This window comes from Rhodococcus sp. NPDC019647 (assembly GCF_044389235.1).
GTDB classification, from domain to species: domain Bacteria; phylum Actinomycetota; class Actinomycetes; order Mycobacteriales; family Mycobacteriaceae; genus Rhodococcus_F; species Rhodococcus_F oxybenzonivorans.
The window spans coordinates 41,673-58,462 of record NZ_JBIRXS010000011.1 but is presented as its reverse complement, the minus strand read 5'-3'; the positions used below and the strand labels follow the sequence as shown (position 1 = coordinate 58,462).

Sequence of the window (16,790 nt, the reverse complement as noted above, 5' to 3'; positions counted from 1 at the left end):
GTCAGTTCACCGTTTCGGCGGTGAGAGCATCGATATTCGCGGTGTGCAGGCGCTCGCTCTCGATCATGCGCTGAATGATGCGGCGGACCCACATCCCGCCCGCGTCGATGTTGAGGTTGTAGAACTCGTGGTCCGGGTTGGCGTCGATGGCGGCCTGCTGAGCGGTGAGCATGGCCTCGTCCTCGCCGAAGACGCCGTGCACTCCGTCGCGCAGCTGGGTGGTGATCAGTTGGCTCTCGAGGCGGTAGTTGCGCTGGAAGGCCCAGAAGTACAGCGCCGTCTTCTCGTCGACCGGGGTGATCGTGTTCATCACGAAGCCGTTGACACCCTGGCTGCGATCACCCTCGGGGGCACCGGTGCCGGCCTTGGCCACACCGACATCGATGCGAATGGTGCCAGGGGCCTGGAACTCGATGATCTGCCAGCGGTCGACCTTGCCCTCGAACCCGGGGAACTTGTCACGCATGTTCTTCAGCCAGAACGGTGGCGCGTCGATGTTGTGCATCCAACGGGTGACCGTGACCGTCCGCTCGTCGTGGGTGACTACGAAGTCGGACTCGCTGAGTTCTTCCTGTCCGATGGACGAGGAGTGGACGAACTCTTCATGGGTGAGGTCCATGAGATTGTCGAGCACCAACTGGTAGTTGGCCTGAACGTCGATGGTGCGGCCGTCGCCCGCCCACTCCGGCGAGTCCATCTGGAACATGTCGGGAATCGTGGCGGGGTCGGCGAGCGTCGGATCCCCCGGCCACACCCACAGGAACCGGTGACGCTGTTCGACGGGGTAGGACGCCACCATCGCCGACGGGTTGATCGTCTCCTGCGCCGGCATCTTGGTGCATCGCCCGGCGGAGTTGAAACGCAGGCCATGGTAGGGGCACTGCACCTCGTCCGCACCGATGCGGGTGCCCAGCGACAACGGGGCGAGCCGATGCCAGCAGGCGTCGGCAAGGGCTACCGGACGGCCGTCCGTGGTGCGGTAAATCGTCATCGGCTTGTCGGCAATCCTGCGGGCAAGCAGCTTCGCGGAGGTCACTTCGTAGTCCCATGCCGCGACGTACCACGCGTTGAGGGGGAAGGCCATGTTCTTGGCGGTCGCGCCGCCCGGGCCGAGATCGGTCATGCGATGTCCTTGGGGGTCGTCACCTACTGAAATCCGCAATAACTACATGCATAGCTATTGGGTGATGTGACGCACACACTATCTATCGATATAGTGGTTGGCAAGACAGCCCGGCCGATGAGGAGACATGAGCCTTCGCTACGCATTGCTGGCCCTGCTCACAGCGGGCCCGCTCACCGGATATGACGCCGCCAAACGGTTCGGGGGTTCCGTCGGGCACGTCTGGCACGCACCCGACTCGCAGATTTATCCCGAACTGCGCCGCATGCAGAAAGACGGATTGATCGAGGGCGAGCAGGTCAGGTGGGGACCCCGGAGCACCAAAACGCGATACAGCATCACCGACGACGGCATCGCCGCCTTCCGAGCGTGGATGAATACTCCGCTCGACCACGCCCCTGAACGCGATGCCCACCACATGCAGGCCGCCTACTTCGAATGGGCAGACCCTGATCGTGCGCGGGAAATCCTGCACAAGCACATCGAGTACTACAGCACTCAAGTCGAGTTGCTCACCGCCGTCCGGGACGGAATCAAGGCCGGTACGGATCCAGCAATCGTCCGGCGACTCGATCACTACCCGGCGCACGAACACGCACGGATCATCGCGTACAAGGCTTACACCTACGACGGCATGATCGCCCGGAGCCGGTCCGAGATCGACTGGGCGCACAAAGGACTTGCTCTCCTTGACGAGCTTGCGGGCACCGAGTCGTCACCCCCGGACCACGACGATGACAGCGCTACCGAACACCCGGTCGCTCTGCACTCGTAATTCGGATCGGGTAGGACGACTGCGGCCGGCGGTTATTCCATTTCTGGTCAAGGGTTTCGGGGGCGGTTTGTCCAGCCACCGGTCGGGCGCGGCACCCAGCCCCCGGCACCGTGCGTGCCGCCGTCGACGTGGATAGTGCTGCCCGTGACGAACCGGGACAGGTCGGAGGCCAGAAACAGCGCGGCACCCGCGACGTCCTCGGGTTTGCCGGGGCCGCCGAGCGGTGACCACAACGGCCACAGTGCGCGGTCCTGCTCGGGCACCAAGTCTCCGTAGGGAACTTGTGCCGTCTCGATCAGGTCCGGGGCAACCGCGTTGACCCGGATTCCCGCCGGACCCACCTCGGCCGCGAGCGAGCGGGTGAATTGCATCAGCGCCGCCTTGTATGCGGAGTAGACGGTGTGCCCCGGAATTGCTCGGTGCGCCTCGACGGTGGTGAGGTTTACCACCGCTCCGCGGCCGCGCTCGGTCATCCCCGGAAGTAGTGCATGCGTCAGCCGCAGCGCATGCGCGAAGTTCACCTCATGTAGGCCGGCCCACTGCTCGGCGGTGTCGGCGGTGAACTCTTGAGGCGCGCGTACGAAGTGGCCGACGTTGTTGACCAGGATGTCCGGTCGGTGCTCGACCAGTGCCGGTTCTACCTGCGAAGAGCAGACGTCGGCCACGATCGCGTCCAGCCGCCCACCGGCCGCACCGTCGAAGTCGACGACTCCGATGGGGTTCACGTCAGCGATGAGGACATGCGCGCCGTGGGCCGCGAAGCTGCGCGCGATTGCGGCTCCGATGCCGGCCACACCGCCGGTGACGACGGCACGCCGGCCACGCAACAGTGCGCCTGGTGTGAAAGTGAGGGTCATGCTTGTCATCTCATGACATGTTGGTGCCGCGATACCCCTTTGCTCCCGGTCACCGGGAGGTTCACACCGCTCCACACGGTCTTTCGGATTTCATCGAGCCCGTGGGCAATGCAAAAGCACGCCGCCGGACTCCGTGCAAGGCGAACTACGTTGACCGATGATGGTGAACCGGTGAAATGACGTTTGTCTCAACCCTACTGGCGAAATGACCCTTCCGATCCGATCGGTTCGGAGCCCATCGCCAGTCAGCTTCCCTGTAAATCTGCAAAGGAGCACCTGATGACGAATCCGCCCCAAGTGCCGCCCGCACGCCAGGCGACACCCACCGAGGACCGTCTTTCCTCGCACGACGGATCCCTGCTCCGCAAGGTCGCATTGTCAAGCCTCCTGGGAACAACCATTGAGTACTACGACTTTCTTCTCTACAGCACCATGGCTGCCCTCGTATTCGGGCAACTGTTCTTCCCGGCCTCGAATCCGGCTGTCGGTACAGTTGCCGCATTCGGAACCCTTGCCGCCGGTTACGCCGCGCGACCGCTCGGCGGTGTGATATTCGGGCACTTCGGTGACAAGCTCGGCCGAAAGTCGATGCTGGTAATCACCATGACCACTATGGGTATCGCCAGTGTGTTGATCGGAATGCTGCCCACATATGAGGGGATAGGAATCCTCGCGCCGATCCTGCTCATCGTCCTTCGCGTTATTCAAGGCATCGCGGTGGGTGGAGAATGGGGAGGTGCGGCGCTCATGGTCGTCGAACACGCGGATGCGGACCGCCGCGGGCGGTGGGCCGGGATCATGCAACTCGGAACACCGTTCGGCTTTCTTCTGTCGACGGCAGCGATTGCGGTCGTGACTCTCCTCCCGGAATCTGCGCTCTTGACCTGGGGATGGCGAATTCCCTTCCTGTTGAGCGCTATCCTGATGGTGATCGGACTCTACGTCCGACTCCACGTGGTCGAGAGTCCCATTTTCGTGGAGGCGTCAGCCAAACGAAAGGACAGGCGCAGTCCCGCCCTGGAGGTACTCCGCCGTCCGAAGCAACTCGTCTTGGCGGTAGCCGCCGGCCTGGCTCCGTTTGCCCTGACCTCCCTGACAAGTACGCATGTTGTGGCTTACGCATCCGGAATTGGCTATGCGGTCTCCGATGTCATGGGTGCGCTCCTCGCAGTGGTCGCCATATCGATCGTCTTCATACCACTGTTCTCGACCCTCTCAGACCGGCTTGGTCGACGTCGAGTCATGATCTCCGGGGCCATCGGAACGGTGTTGTTCGCGTTTCCGCTGTATGCGATGATCAACACGAAATCCATGTTGGTCATGGTAGGCGCTTTGATGTTTGCGCAACTCCTGCAGAATGCAATGTACGCGCCGCTGACGCCGCTGCTGTCCGAAATGTTTGCTACCCGTGTGCGCTACACAGGAGTTTCCATGGCGTACCAGACCGCAGCCCTTCTCGGTGCCGGATTCACTCCCCTGATCGCCAGCGGCCTGGTCGCGGCAACCGGGTCGAGTGTGCCGTTGAGCTTGATTGCCGCAATCACCGCTCTCGCCTCGATCGGAGCACTCGCACTCACTCCCGAGACCAATGGACGTGACCTGAATCAGAATCTCGTACCGTAGTTTCGAGATCATCAGACAGAAGTCCCCGCACGCGGTGGCCGGGAGATCGAGCCACACGCCCCACCGATGACCACTGAGTGGGAATTACGAATCGAAAAGACCGTGATCAACGGCTAGGTTGGGCGATGCATCCGGCCAATTACGCCGAGGTCCAGAACACTCACACGCATACCCCGCTGCTCCCTCGGCCAGCGGCGCTGGGGGCAGGCGCGAAGAAGGGCGAACACGAATGAAGGTTCTTATCGTCGGCGGCACCGGAATGATCGGCGCCTACACCGCACTACATCTGCGTGAGCAGGGCAACGACGTCACCGTGGCAGCGCGCAACGCTCTCGGCGACGAGTCCCCGGTCCGAGACTTCCCGGTCCTGCTCGGTGATTACACCGAGCAGACCTTCACCGTCGAGCAGCTTTCCCCTTTCGACGCCATTGTCTTCGCCGCCGGCCAAGACGTGCGCCACATGAGCGGAGACGTTGATCAAGCGGCGTTCTGGGAGAAGACGCAGATCTCCGGCATTCCCCGCTTCGCTGCGCTCGCCAAGCGCGCCGGTGTGCCGCGTTTCGTCCAGGTGGGCAGCTACTACCACCACCTGCGTCCAGACCTCGCCGACACCGTCCCCTATATCGCGGCTCGGCGTGCTGCCGACGAGGGTGCTCGGGCGCTCGCCGACGAGTCGTTCAACGTCTCCACTCTCAATCCACCATCGATCCTCGGTGCTATCTCCGGAGTCTCCGCGCGGCGGTATGGGCGGATGATCGCGTGGGCAGCCGGTGAGTTGCCGGATATCCCGGACTTCGCGCCGCCCGGGGGGTCGAACTATATGTCGGCTGATTCTCTTGCGCAGGCGATCTGGGGCGCACTTCAACACGCCGAACCGGGCAAGGCGTACCTCGTCGGCGACGAGAATCTGACCTTTCGCGAATACTTCCAGATGCTCGTCGACGCCGCGGGCGGTACACGCAGCATCGACGAACGGGACGAGGAGCACCCCCTGCTGCCCGACACGATGATCGTCCAGGGCCGGGGCAACACCATGCACTACGAGCCGGATGCAACCGAGACCGCGTTGCTCGGCTATACCCAAGCAGATTGCACACGTGCCATCGCGCAGATCGTGCACACCGCCCGTCGCGCTTCCGTATGAGACCGCGCACAGCACAAGGGTCTCTCCCGCGGACCCGCTCGATGGCCATACGATCCGCGCGTCGACCTGTCCGTCATCAGTTGTCGACAACGACCCGGAATTGTTGGAGTGAGGCATCGGTCGCGTCCGGAATGTTCATTCCCGCGTCCACACCGCTGCGCAGGTAGTCGACGACGGCCTGATCGAGCAGCTCTCCCGGCACCACTGCGGGAATACCCGGTGGGTACGGAGTGATCTGCTCGGCTGCGATTCGGCCGGCCACCTCACCGGCGTCGACCATCTCGGCCTTACCGAAGAACGCATCCCGCGGCGACAGCACCGATTCGAGCTGCAATTCCTCGGGGCTCGGCAACGAAATCGAGGGTGGGGGATCGAAAGAGGCAGCGGCCTGGGCCACTTGGTCGAGTGCGGTGACGAGTCGGTCGGCGGTGTCGTCGTCGTCGGCCATCGACATGGTCGCCATGATCCGGCGATGATCGTGCATCCCGAGGTCGAGGTGGCAGTTTTCCCGCACCCAGTCGGTGCACTGGAACCCGGACACACCGAGTTCGCTGACGTCGATGAGGATCTGCAACCGGTCGAGGTCGTGCGACGCTTCCTCACCGAGCAGCCGGTCCTCGAGTACGGTCAGTCCGTCGATTCCGGCGATTCGTTCCCTGGTGCGGCCGGCGAGCGCAAGAGCACGGCCGAGTAGGTCCGCGCCGTGCTCGACCATCTGCCGCCGCCACCCGTCCATGGCCGAATACAGCATCACGTTCGGGCTCGTCGTCATCAGCAGGTCCGCGCACGCGGACAGATGAGTGCCGTCGACCAGGTCACCCTGCACGTGATACACCGAGCCTTGCTCGAAGCCCGCGCCCATCTTGTGGACGCTCACCACGCAGACGTCGGCACCGGCGTCCATCGCCCACGTCGGTAGGTCGTCGTGGAAGGGAAGATGTGCACCCCACGCCTCGTCGACAATGAGCGGCTTGCCCCGCTCGTGGCACACCTTCGCGATGGCACCGATGTCCGCACAGGTGCCGTAGGGGCTGGGACTCACGATCAGGGCACCGGCCGCGTCGGGATACTTCTCCCACATGGCCCGCACCTGGTCCGGCGATGGAGGATGAGAAAAGTGCATCTCCTCATCCCAACGTGGGGTGATCCACCGGGGCGTCACACCGCTGAACACCAATCCCGCCACGATCGATTTGTGCGAATCGCGTGAGACCAGCAACCCGCCGGGATCATTGCCCGCGACGGCCATCATCGCGGCCTTCACCGACAGCGAGCTGCCGCACGTCGAGAAGAAGGCCTGCTCGGCCCCGACCGCCTCCGCCATCAGCTGCTCGGCCTTGGACAGGTAGCCGTTACTCGACTTCCGGTCATCCAGACCGCCGGAAGCGAGCACGTCCGAACGGAACGGACCAACGCCGAGGACCTTCGTCACCCGATCGTCCGCGCCGCGTCCCTGACGATGCCCCGGCGGGGAGAACCCATATCGGTCGAGCCGATGATATTCCTCCAACGCATCCAACAACGGTGTCTGCGACTGATCCATACCGAGACGTGTACCCGCCCTATCAAGTCCTGAACACCGACGCGTCGAAGGCTCCCGCTCCGCCCACCGGCCGACGGTTCGGCGTACCTTGCGGGTTGTATTCGCACGGCAGCGAGGAGGTCCGATGACGGTCATCGAATGTGCCGGAAACGGGCGGGAGCGCGGCCGCGCCCACGGCGAGCAGGCCCGCGACTCGGTACAGGCCGCCCTCGAGCGGTGGCGAGAGGGTACGAGTGCTCGCAGTCGTCAGCACCTCGCGGCGACGGGGCTGCTTGCGACGGTGGAGGCCGCGGTTCCCGACCTGGCCGAGGAGATGCGCGGCATCGCGGAGGCGGCAGCGGTCCCGTTCGCGGAAATCCTTGCGTACAACTTCATGGACGAACAGTGGTGGGTGCACCGGGAACACATCGAACTCGGCTGCAGTGTCCTCGGAAAGGCCGACGCCGATGGCGTGTATCTCGCCCAGAACATGGACTTGCCCGACTTCATGGACGGATCCCAGATCGTTCTGCGCATCCGTCCGGAGGTAGGGCCCGCGGCACTTGTGCTCAGTTCGGCGGGAATGATCGGATTGACCGGAGTCAACGACGCCGGCGTCGGCGTCTGCGTCAACGCCCTCGGCATGTTGCGCCACAACTCCGCCGGGCTGCCGGTGGCCGCTGCGATTCGGGGTGCGCTTGCTCATTCATCTCGCGACCAAGCGGTCGACTTCCTGCACCGCATCTCACATGCGAGCGGTCAACACTACGCCGTGGGGGATGTGAACGGATTCCACGGTGTCGAGTGTTCGGCCGATGAGGTGGTGGTCAGTTGCCCCGCGGACTCACCGCTCTTGTTGCACACCAACCATCCGCTGGCGAACGACGACATCGATCCGGATGCCGAACGAGAACTGCAGAGAGAAGGACGGTTTACCGATTCCGTGGCTCGCCTCGACTTCCTCGAGGCGAACACCAACAGGGCCTGTGATCGCATCACCGCCGAGGTGCTTCTCGCCGACCGCACCGCACCCCTGTGCGTCACACCCCGGCAGGGACGCCGGACCCAGACGTTCGGGGCCGTCTCCTTCGAGCTCGACACAACTCCGCCCACGGCACGCTTCTGCCTCGGTCTCCCGGACGAGCAACCCTGGATCGAACCCGGATGGCACGCGCCACCTTCGCCTGACCATTCCGCATAGATCGCAGACACCACCGAGCGAAACGCCTTGGGTCGTCGAGGCCTGCGGCCCTGCAAGCAATGACCGGCCGTGAGGAATTCTGTCCGGTGCGGCGTGTCGGTTAGGTCGTTCGACTTTCTGGTCCCAGAATTGCGGGCATGGCCGAGATTGTTGCTTCCCGCCGCCGAGGGCGGCCCAGCAAGGGAACCCGTGCTGTCGTCAAGGCGCTGGTGCCACCAGAGCTCAAAGAAGCAGCTGCCAGCGCCGCGAAGGCGCACGGCATGACTGCGAACGACTACATCGCGGGGCTGATCGCGGCCGACACGGGCCTGACCGAGCTCATGGCATCGATTCACGAGAAACGTTCCGCCACAAACCAGTCCATGGAACCCCGAAGATCAGGACCGTGACGGATCGCCGGTCCGGGCAGTGAGTGGCGACCGGTTGCTCGTAGCGATAGTCACAGAAAATCGTCCTCCGCCAAAGATGGTCTCAGGACTGAAAAAACTCAACGCGACACGTACGCCGTCACGGATGAGTACTTTTACGTCACGATATTTTCACGAAGGGACAGGCCCATGACCCGCACCATCGCAGTGGTCAACCATAAAGGCGGCTCCACCAAAACCACGAGCACGGTCAACCTTGCCCAAGCCCTCGTCGAAGCCGGCTACACCGTCCGCGTCGTCGACCTCGACCCACAGTGCAACGCCACCACCTGGCTCGGCGCCACGCCCGAAGCCGTCGACAACGATGTCCTGTCGGTACTCATGCTGGTGTCGAGCATCGAAGACGCCACCACCATCACCGCGTCCGGGATTCACCTCGTTCCTGCCACCAAGGAACTCGATTCCGTCGGGCCCTACTTCCTCAAGAAGCCCGGTGCACACGGCATCCTGCGCAAAGCCCTCGCCGGCGCCCCCGACGTCGACTTCAACCTGATCGACTGCCCCGGAGACTTCGACCACCTGACCATCAGCGCACTCGTCGCCTGCACCGAAGTGCTCGCCGCTGTCATGACGGGGGCCATGGAACTCGAAGCGCTCATGCGGATCGAGAACTACATCACCCAGCAGGTCGAGCTGCTCAACCCCACTGCAAAGCTCAATCACATTCTGTGCGGCCGCGTCGAACTCGGACAGGTCATCGACCAGCAGGTCCTCGCCGCGCTCCGCGAGACCTATCCCGACCAGACGATGCGCACCATCATCCCGAAGTCCGTCCGTGTCAGCGAAAGTTACAGCGCCGAAGAACCCGTCGTCAGATGGGCACCGTCCTCGTCCGCAGCACGGGCCTACCGCGATGCCGCCCAAGAACTCGTCGAAAGGACCTCGTGATGAGCGCGACACGTAAGCCTGGACTCGCCAACAACCCGCTCGAACGCCGCCACCAGCCCCGTGCAGGCGCCCACCCGGAGGGGACGTACTCGAAAACTCGTCGCGTGGACGTGCTGACGAGCGTCGCACGGAAGCCCGGACTCGCCAACAACCCGCTCGAACGCCGCAAACCACGACTGCCGAACCTCGTCGAGCAGGGAGTGGACGTCACAGGACCCGCCAACAACCCCTTCGAACGCCGCAAGCGACGACTGCCGAACCTCGTCGAGCAGGGAGTGGGCGTCGCACAGGAGGCAGCGGCCACAGCCGAACCGGTGGCTCCTGGGGAGGAAAGGAAGACTCCCACACGGGCCCCCGCAGACAAGAAGCAGGAATCGGTCTACATCAAGCGCGCCAAGGTTGAGGACGGCAAGAATGCCGTCGCCGCCATTGGCCACATCGCCGGCGCCCCCAACAGTTGGTCCAACCTCGTCGACGAAGCCCTCGCCCACTACCTCGCCGTTCTCGCACGCAAATACAACAACGGCGAACCCTTCCCGCCGCGCAACGCCGAACTCGTCCGGGGGTAGCCACACTTACCACGCCAGTGTGCAGAGTGGCGGGATGCGTTGCGGGGAATCGCTTTCCGCGATGTGAGCCCTGAACGCGCCGAAAGGTGCAACCTAAGCACGCCGGGCGTCGCCATCGGGTGGGAGCGGCGGCGACAGCGTGCGGGGGAGTAGCACGGACGCGGCGAGCCCGACGCAGCCGACGGCCGCGAGGACGATCATGGCAAGCGCATACGAACGCTCGGGGGTGGAGGTGATCCCGGCGACGAGAATGGTGCCGGCGATCGCGGCGCCGAGGGAGGACCCGAGATTGGATACGCTGCGCGAGAGCCCGGAGATCTCGCCCTGCAGCTGCTCGGCAAAACTCGACTGCACGACGTTGACCGACGGGGTCAGCATGACACCGAGTCCCAGCCCGATGAGCAGCAGTCCCGGCGCGAACGCCCAGACGTTCGGGGTTCCGCTCACCAGCGCCAACAGGACGGCTATGCCGCCGATCACGACGAGGAATCCGGCGAGGATCAGGGTGCGTTGCGCGCGGCGCTTCGCGAACCGTTCCGCAGCGAGGGAGGCGGCCAGCAGACCCGCTGTTTCCGCGGTGAAGATCACGCCCGTCTCGATCGCGTCGTAGCCGCGCACGACCTGAAGGTAAGCCGCGACCACGAATGAGACGCCGGTGAGAAGCAGCCACTGGGTGTTCTGGGTGATCAGGCCCAGGTTGGAAGTGCGGTTGTGGAACAAGGCGCTCGACAGCAGCGGTTCCGTGCCAGCGCGTTCCTTGGCGCGCACCGACCAGAAAAACCACACCAGCACGAGGGCACCTGCAAGTATCAGAATGATCGTCAACCAGATGTTGTTGTCCGCGGCGAGGATTCCGGTCACAACAAGGATGAGGCCGACCGCGGAGAGTAGTGCCCCGCCGACATCGAACGGACGGCTGCGGTCCGGCGGCAGCGGATCGGTGATATTGCGTGCCAGCACCACGATGACCGCGACGACCAGGGCCTGAAACACGAACGCAGCCCGCCAGCTGATCGCCGACGTGATCAGCCCGCCGATCAACGGCCCGGCGGCCGCACCGATGCCACCCATCGCACTGATCGCCCCGAACGCTCGGGCTCGCGAGGTGACCTCGGTGAACAGCAGCGTGGTGAGTATGTAGACCGGCGGAATCAGGAGCGCCGTGCCCACTCCTTCGAGAATGGAGTTGCCGAGAATGAGCACGCCCAGCCCGGGGGCTGCCGCGCTCATGAGGGCACCGACACCGTAGATGAGCAAGCCGACGGTGAAACAACGCTTGCGCCCGAATTTGTCGGTCAGCTTTCCGCCGGGAATCATCAGTGCCGCCATTACCAGCAGGAAGATGGTGATCGCGACCTGCACACCTTGCACGCTGGTATCGAGGTCTTCGCTGATGTCGTTGATCATCACGTTCATGTTGGAGCCGGCGAAGCTGCAGATGAACTGTGCCAGCGCCAGCGGGATCAGTACTCGGCGCAGGGTGGCGGAGCGGTGACCTGCCTGGTCTCGTGGGGCCATCTCACACCTGCCTCGGGTCGCAGCGGTGTCGAACAACCCGACGCACTCCACGAATCCGATACCAGTTCGTCCCGCGCGTGGGGATCTGCTGCTCGATAACCCTACCCGCACGGAACCTGCCATGGCCGGTGGTTGGCGGGGGTGCATTCCTATTGTGAAGTGCCACGCCAAGCTGCCGGTTCGGAGGACAATGATTTCGCCGGAACACTTCACGCGTTGCCCGGGAAGGGAACGGTCATGTCCGAGAAATCTCTGGTAAAGCAAGGTACGGCGCAAGGAACCGCGATGGGCGGGGCGGTCCTCCTCGTCACCGTCGGTGTCCTCGAAGTCCTCCAGGGCCTGTCCGCGATCGCCAAGGACGAGGTGATCGTCACCGGAATCGACTACACCTATCAATTCGACCTCACCTCGTGGGGCTGGACGCACCTGGTGTTGGGGGCGATCGTCACCGCAGTCGGGATCGCCCTGTTCACCGGTGCCAGTTGGGCGCGAGTGGGTGCCATCGTGATCTGCGCCGTGTCGATCCTCGTCAACTTCCTTTGGCTGCCCTACTACCCCATGTGGGCGATCACCATCATCGCCCTCAACGCCGTGGTGATCTGGGCCGTGTCGGCCGGGCGCGGAGGCACCGTGCAGAACGGCCAGATCGCCAGGTGACGTTCTTCGACGAGAGGACGGTGTGAGTGTGGACGTCGCACATGGGAAAGGCGGGCCCGCGGCTTCGCGCTGGCAGTCCGCGACCCATCCCTTCCTGTACGAAATCAACACATGGCCGTGGCTGGAAGGGTTGAGCACCGGCACCGGTCATCGCGTCGATTTGGGAAACGTGCCCGACGAGCACTGGGACGTCATCGCGGACCTCGGTTTCGACGCAGTGTGGCTGATGGGCGTATGGGAGCGCAGCCCGGCGGGTGTCGCCATCGCGTTGGCCGACGACGAACTGGTCTCCACCTTCGAGGCGACGCTCGACGACTACGTTTCCTCCGATGTCGTCGGGTCGCCCTATTGCATCCGTGACTACGAGGTAGACCCCTATCTGGGCGGTCGTGCGGGCCTCGCGTCCGCGCGCGCTGCGCTCGCGAAGCGCGGACTCGGCTTGATTCTGGACTTCGTCCCCAACCATGTGGCGCCCGACCACTCCTGGACGACGATTCATCCGGAGCGCTTCATCCAGGGCACCGCCGCGGATCTCCGAAACGACGCCACATCGTTCGTCGATGTCGCCGGCCGAGTGCTGGCCAACGGGCGGGATCCCTACTTTCCGGCGTGGCCCGATGTCGTTCAGTTCAATGCCTTCTCCCCGGACCTTCGGTCGGCGGTGGTGGAAACGCTCCGCCGGATCGCCGACCAATGCGACGGCGTCCGTTGTGACATGGCGATGCTCATGATGAACGACGTCTTCGCCGGAACGTGGGGCGACCGCGCGGGCGACGCTCCCGTCGAGGATTACTGGCCGACCGTGATTCCCGCGGTGCGCGAAAGCCACCCGACGTTCCGTTTCATCGCCGAGGCGTATTGGGACCTGGAGTGGGCGCTGCAACAGCATGGCTTCGACTTCTGCTACGACAAGCGTCTCTACGACCGCCTGGTTCAGGCGGACGCCAAGCAGGTGGCCGGCCATCTCCTCGCCGATCTCGACTACCAGGAGAAGCTGGTGCGCTTCACCGAGAATCATGACGAGCCACGGGCCGCGACGGTGTTCGGTCCGGCGCAGGTGAACGCCGCAGCGGTGGCGACGCTCACCCAGACCGGAGCGCGTCTGGTGCATGAAGGCCAGATGGAGGGCCGACGTGCACGGCTGCCGGTCTTCCTCGGGCGCTTCCCGGTAGAGCCAGGTGACGCCGAGCGGTCCGCGTTCTACCGTTCGCTTTTGACCGCACTCGGGGACACCACCTTCCGGACCGGTTCGTGGCAGCTGTGTGACCGCTCGGGCCGGCCCGGTAACGACAGTGTCCAGAATCTGGTGGCATGGTGCTGGGACGGCGATCGTCGATGGCTGGTCGTGGTGAACCTGGGCCCCGACACCGCGATCGGCTCCGTGCGCGTGCCGTGGCACGACCTGCGAGGAGTGTCCTGCCGGCTCGTCGACCCCACCCACGACGTCGTGTTCGAGCGTGCCGGCACCGACCTCTGCGACGGACTGTACGTCGAGCTCGGTCCGTGGCAGTGGCACCTGTTCCGCATCGACTCGCCCGAGGAGCATTCATGAGCAAGTCCGCATCCCATGGACGAACCACGGCGGAACACGCGCGCCTCGCCGAGGCCACCGGGCGGGCCGAGGAGGACTTGTTCACGGCGAACCCGTGGTACGAGTGGGGTCCCTACCTGTCGGAGCGGGCGTGGGGCACCGTCCGCGAGGACTACAGCGACAGCGGGGACGCCTGGGATTATCTTCCCCACGACCACGCCCGTTCCCGCGCGTACCGGTGGAACGAGGACGGGATGGCCGGGCTGTCCGACATCCATCACGACCTCTGTCTGGCGCTCGCGCTCTGGAACGGCGCCGATCCGATTCTCAAGGAACGGATGTTCGGTCTCACGGGCCCGCAGGGAAACCACGGTGAGGACGCCAAGGAGTACTGGTGGTACCTCGAGGGACTTCCCAGTCACGCGTTACTGCAATGGCGGTATCACTATCCCCATGCCGAGTTCCCCTATCAGCAGCTGATCGACGAGAACGCTCACCGCGGCCGCGACGATTTCGAGTACGAACTGCTCGATACCGGGGTGTTCGACGACGGGCGCTTCTGGATCGTCGATGTCACCTACGCGAAGGCCGGCCCCACCGAAGTACTGGCCCGTATCACCGTCCAGAACCACGGACCTGAGGACGCCGACATCGACGTCCTCCCCACGACATGGTTCCGCAACACGTGGCGTTCGTCCGGGAGCGCCGATATTCCGGGCCTCTCCCTGGATGGGGACTCCGTTGTCGTCGACCACCCGCGGTTGGCCGGGTATCGGCTGGAGGCCGCCCCCGCGAGCGACGGCACACGGCCCGAGCCCCTGTTCTGCGACAACGAAACCAACACCGCCCGGCTGTTCGGTGCGGCACCGGTCACGCCGTTTCCGAAGGACGGAATCAATGACCACATCGTGTCCGGCACCGACACCGTCAACCCCGAGCTCACAGGAACGAAGGCGGCATGGCGTTATCACCTGACGGTGGGTGCCGGGGACACCGTGGAGCTCCGACTGCGCCTGTGGCGGCCTCAGCAGTCCACCCCTGCAACACAATCGAGGGACTGGTCGGCGACCGCGTTCGATGACGTCTTCGCCTGCCGGCGCGCAGACGCCGACGAGTTCTACCGCACCCTCGCTCCGCGTGACATCGACCCCGAGCGCATGCGGGTCCTCCGGCAATCGTGCGCTGGTCTGATCTGGAGCAAGCAGATGTACCCGTATCGGATGACGAGCTGGCTCGACGGTGATTCTGCTGAGCCGCCTCCACCACCGGGGCATCGGAACGGGCGCAATACCGGGTGGCGGCACTTCGACTCGTTCGACCTCCTCGCGATGCCCGACCCGTGGGAATACCCCTGGTTCGCCGCGTGGGACCTCGCATTCCACACGGTCCCCTGGGCACATCTCGATCCCGCATTCGCCAAGTATCAGCTCATCGTGCTGCTCAAGGAGTGGTTCATCCACCCCAACGGGGCAATCCCCGCCTATGAATGGAGCTTCGACGACGTGAACCCGCCCGTTCACGCCCTGGCCGCGCTGCGGGTATTTCTCATCGACGGCGCCGAGGACGTCGAGTTCCTCGAACGCGTCTTCCAGAAACTCCTGCTCAACTTCACCTGGTGGCTCAACCGCGAAGACCCCGACGGAAACAATCTCATCGGTGGCGGCTTCCTCGGGCTCGACAACATCAGCCCGCTGGACCGCTCTCACCTCCCGCCGGGTGTGCGGCTGGAACAGGCCGACGGCACGGGTTGGCTGGCCTATTACTCCGCCACGATGCTCGTCCTCGCTCTCACCCTCGCCGACCGCAACGAGGTCTACGAGGACATGGTCGTCAAGTTTCTCGAGCAGTTCGCGCTGATCAAGGGGGCGCTCGACGAGTCGGGTCTGTACGACCCGAATGATGGATTTTTCTATGATCGGCTCGTCGACGCCGCTGGCAACGCGACCCCGATCCGGGTGCAGACCCTCGTCGGGGTGATACCGGTCCTGGTGGCGGTGTCCCTCCCGGAGCGCAATTCGGAACGAGCGCACCGGCTGAGCAAGCGGTTCGCCCGCATGGTGCGCGCGAACGCACGGAGCGCGGATCAGTCGTGGCGGGTGCGGACCACCGGCACGGAACGCCGACTGCTGCTGTCCGTACTGACGGAAGAACAACTCCGCACCGTGCTCGCCACCCTCTTCGACGAAGGCACCTTCCTCTCACCACACGGGCTGCGTTCGCTGTCCAAGCAGTTCGAGTCCCCGTACACCCTGCCCGGGTCACCAGATGCGGTCATCGACTACCAGCCGGCCGAGTCACGCACCCCGATGTACGGTGGCAACTCGAATTGGCGGGGCCCGGTCTGGTTCCCCGTCAACTACCTGGTGATTCGGGCGTTGCTGCAGTACTCCCAGTTCTTCGGTGACGAGTTCACCGTCGACTACCCCACCGGTTCGGGGCAACGCCTCACCCTGCGGCAGATCGCCGACGACCTCGCCGACCGCCTCGTCGGCATCTGGCTCCCGGACCCCGAAGGAAACCGGCCGGTGAACGGCGGTCAGAAGCTACTCCAGAGTGACCCCGCATGGAAGGACAACCACTTGTTCTACGAATACTTCCACGGCGACAACGGTGCCGGACTGGGCGCCTCCCATCAAACCGGCTGGACGGCGCTCGTAGCAGATCTGATCCTCGACCCACCGGGTCGTAGCGGATGGGTCGCAGGATCCGGCGACCCATCCGCCCCCTCCGGAACTTCCCGTGGCTGACCGACGCGTCCACGGTTCGACCCGGATTCTGTTGCTTGACTTTTCGCTCGCGCCGAGTCGACAGCATCAGTTGACTTGCGTTCTAGATGGGTTGTCCCGACACGTGAGACACTCATGTGTCGGGATGGACGTCACGCTCGCGTCTACCCACCCCATTCTGCCGACCCTGGGGCCTGACAAGGGCGGGTGTGTGCAGGAGGTGTGGTC

At 64.3% G+C, this 16,790-nt stretch carries 14 protein-coding genes; 10 read left to right on the top strand and 4 right to left on the bottom strand.

Translation table 11 applies throughout. The features are described from left to right. Nucleotide 1 precedes the first annotated feature (1 nt). Complete coding sequence (locus ACH49N_RS20375) at nucleotides 2–1,123, bottom strand: aromatic ring-hydroxylating dioxygenase subunit alpha (RefSeq protein ID WP_358274252.1); 1,122 nt, start codon at nucleotides 1,121–1,123, stop codon at nucleotides 2–4. Nucleotides 1,124–1,250: 127 nt separating this feature from the next. On the opposite strand from ACH49N_RS20375, the gene ACH49N_RS20370 reads away from it, so the two are divergent. Continuing rightward, complete coding sequence (locus ACH49N_RS20370) at nucleotides 1,251–1,898, top strand: PadR family transcriptional regulator (RefSeq protein WP_358274250.1); 648 nt, start codon at nucleotides 1,251–1,253, stop codon at nucleotides 1,896–1,898. 47 nt (nucleotides 1,899–1,945) lie between these two features. Here the strand turns inward: ACH49N_RS20370 and ACH49N_RS20365 are convergent, their stop codons facing one another. Continuing rightward, nucleotides 1,946–2,764, bottom strand: a complete 819-nt coding sequence (locus ACH49N_RS20365; RefSeq protein ID WP_317767066.1) for an SDR family NAD(P)-dependent oxidoreductase — start codon at nucleotides 2,762–2,764, stop codon at nucleotides 1,946–1,948. Between the two features lie 270 nt (nucleotides 2,765–3,034). Here ACH49N_RS20365 and ACH49N_RS20360 point away from each other — a divergent pair, with 270 nt between their 5' ends. Both ACH49N_RS20360 and ACH49N_RS20355 read left to right on the top strand, forming a co-directional pair. After that, entirely contained in the window at nucleotides 3,035–4,378 is a 1,344-nt protein-coding gene (locus ACH49N_RS20360; protein ID WP_250772371.1) for an MFS transporter, read from the top strand. Nucleotides 4,379–4,607: 229 nt separating this feature from the next. Beyond that, nucleotides 4,608–5,522: an NAD-dependent epimerase/dehydratase family protein gene (locus ACH49N_RS20355; protein WP_358274248.1), complete on the top strand. Its 915-nt coding sequence runs from the start codon at nucleotides 4,608–4,610 to the stop codon at nucleotides 5,520–5,522. A 76-nt stretch (nucleotides 5,523–5,598) separates the two neighbouring features. On the opposite strand, the gene ACH49N_RS20350 is transcribed toward ACH49N_RS20355, so the two are convergent. Further along, on the bottom strand, nucleotides 5,599–7,065 hold the full coding sequence (locus ACH49N_RS20350; RefSeq protein ID WP_358274246.1) for an ornithine decarboxylase: 1,467 nt from the start codon (nucleotides 7,063–7,065) through the stop codon (nucleotides 5,599–5,601). Between the two features lie 124 nt (nucleotides 7,066–7,189). Here ACH49N_RS20350 and ACH49N_RS20345 point away from each other — a divergent pair, with 124 nt between their 5' ends. The 4 genes from ACH49N_RS20345 (at nucleotide 7,190) to ACH49N_RS20330 (ending at nucleotide 10,130) form a co-directional block, all read left to right on the top strand. Next, a complete protein-coding gene (locus tag ACH49N_RS20345) occupies nucleotides 7,190–8,245 on the top strand; it encodes a C45 family peptidase (protein WP_358274244.1) in 1,056 nt (351 codons plus the stop codon). Between the two features lie 137 nt (nucleotides 8,246–8,382). Continuing rightward, entirely contained in the window at nucleotides 8,383–8,634 is a 252-nt protein-coding gene (locus tag ACH49N_RS20340) for a hypothetical protein (RefSeq protein WP_358274243.1), read from the top strand. A 168-nt stretch (nucleotides 8,635–8,802) separates the two neighbouring features. Continuing rightward, the gene (locus ACH49N_RS20335) at nucleotides 8,803–9,561 is read left to right on the top strand and encodes a ParA family protein (protein WP_213576444.1); all 759 of its coding nucleotides are present in this window, start codon (nucleotides 8,803–8,805) and stop codon (nucleotides 9,559–9,561) included. Beyond that, entirely contained in the window at nucleotides 9,561–10,130 is a 570-nt protein-coding gene (locus tag ACH49N_RS20330; protein WP_358274241.1) for a hypothetical protein, read from the top strand. Before ACH49N_RS20335 ends, ACH49N_RS20330 begins: the two co-directional genes overlap by 1 nt. 93 nt (nucleotides 10,131–10,223) lie before the next feature. On the opposite strand, the gene ACH49N_RS20325 is transcribed toward ACH49N_RS20330, so the two are convergent. Next, nucleotides 10,224–11,648 (bottom strand): MFS transporter, encoded by a 1,425-nt coding sequence (locus ACH49N_RS20325; RefSeq protein ID WP_358274240.1) that lies wholly within the window; start codon nucleotides 11,646–11,648, stop codon nucleotides 10,224–10,226. A gap of 237 nt (nucleotides 11,649–11,885) precedes the next feature. On the opposite strand from ACH49N_RS20325, the gene ACH49N_RS20320 reads away from it, so the two are divergent. The 3 genes from ACH49N_RS20320 to ACH49N_RS20310 are packed head-to-tail and all read left to right on the top strand — an operon-like array spanning nucleotide 11,886 to nucleotide 16,583. Next, nucleotides 11,886–12,305: a hypothetical protein gene (locus tag ACH49N_RS20320; protein WP_358274239.1), complete on the top strand. Its 420-nt coding sequence runs from the start codon at nucleotides 11,886–11,888 to the stop codon at nucleotides 12,303–12,305. 28 nt (nucleotides 12,306–12,333) lie between these two features. Then, complete coding sequence (locus ACH49N_RS20315) at nucleotides 12,334–13,857, top strand: alpha-amylase family glycosyl hydrolase (protein WP_358274237.1); 1,524 nt, start codon at nucleotides 12,334–12,336, stop codon at nucleotides 13,855–13,857. After that, a complete protein-coding gene (locus tag ACH49N_RS20310) occupies nucleotides 13,854–16,583 on the top strand; it encodes an MGH1-like glycoside hydrolase domain-containing protein (RefSeq protein WP_358274235.1) in 2,730 nt (909 codons plus the stop codon). Before ACH49N_RS20315 ends, ACH49N_RS20310 begins: the two co-directional genes overlap by 4 nt. Nucleotides 16,584–16,790: the final 207 nt, after the last annotated feature.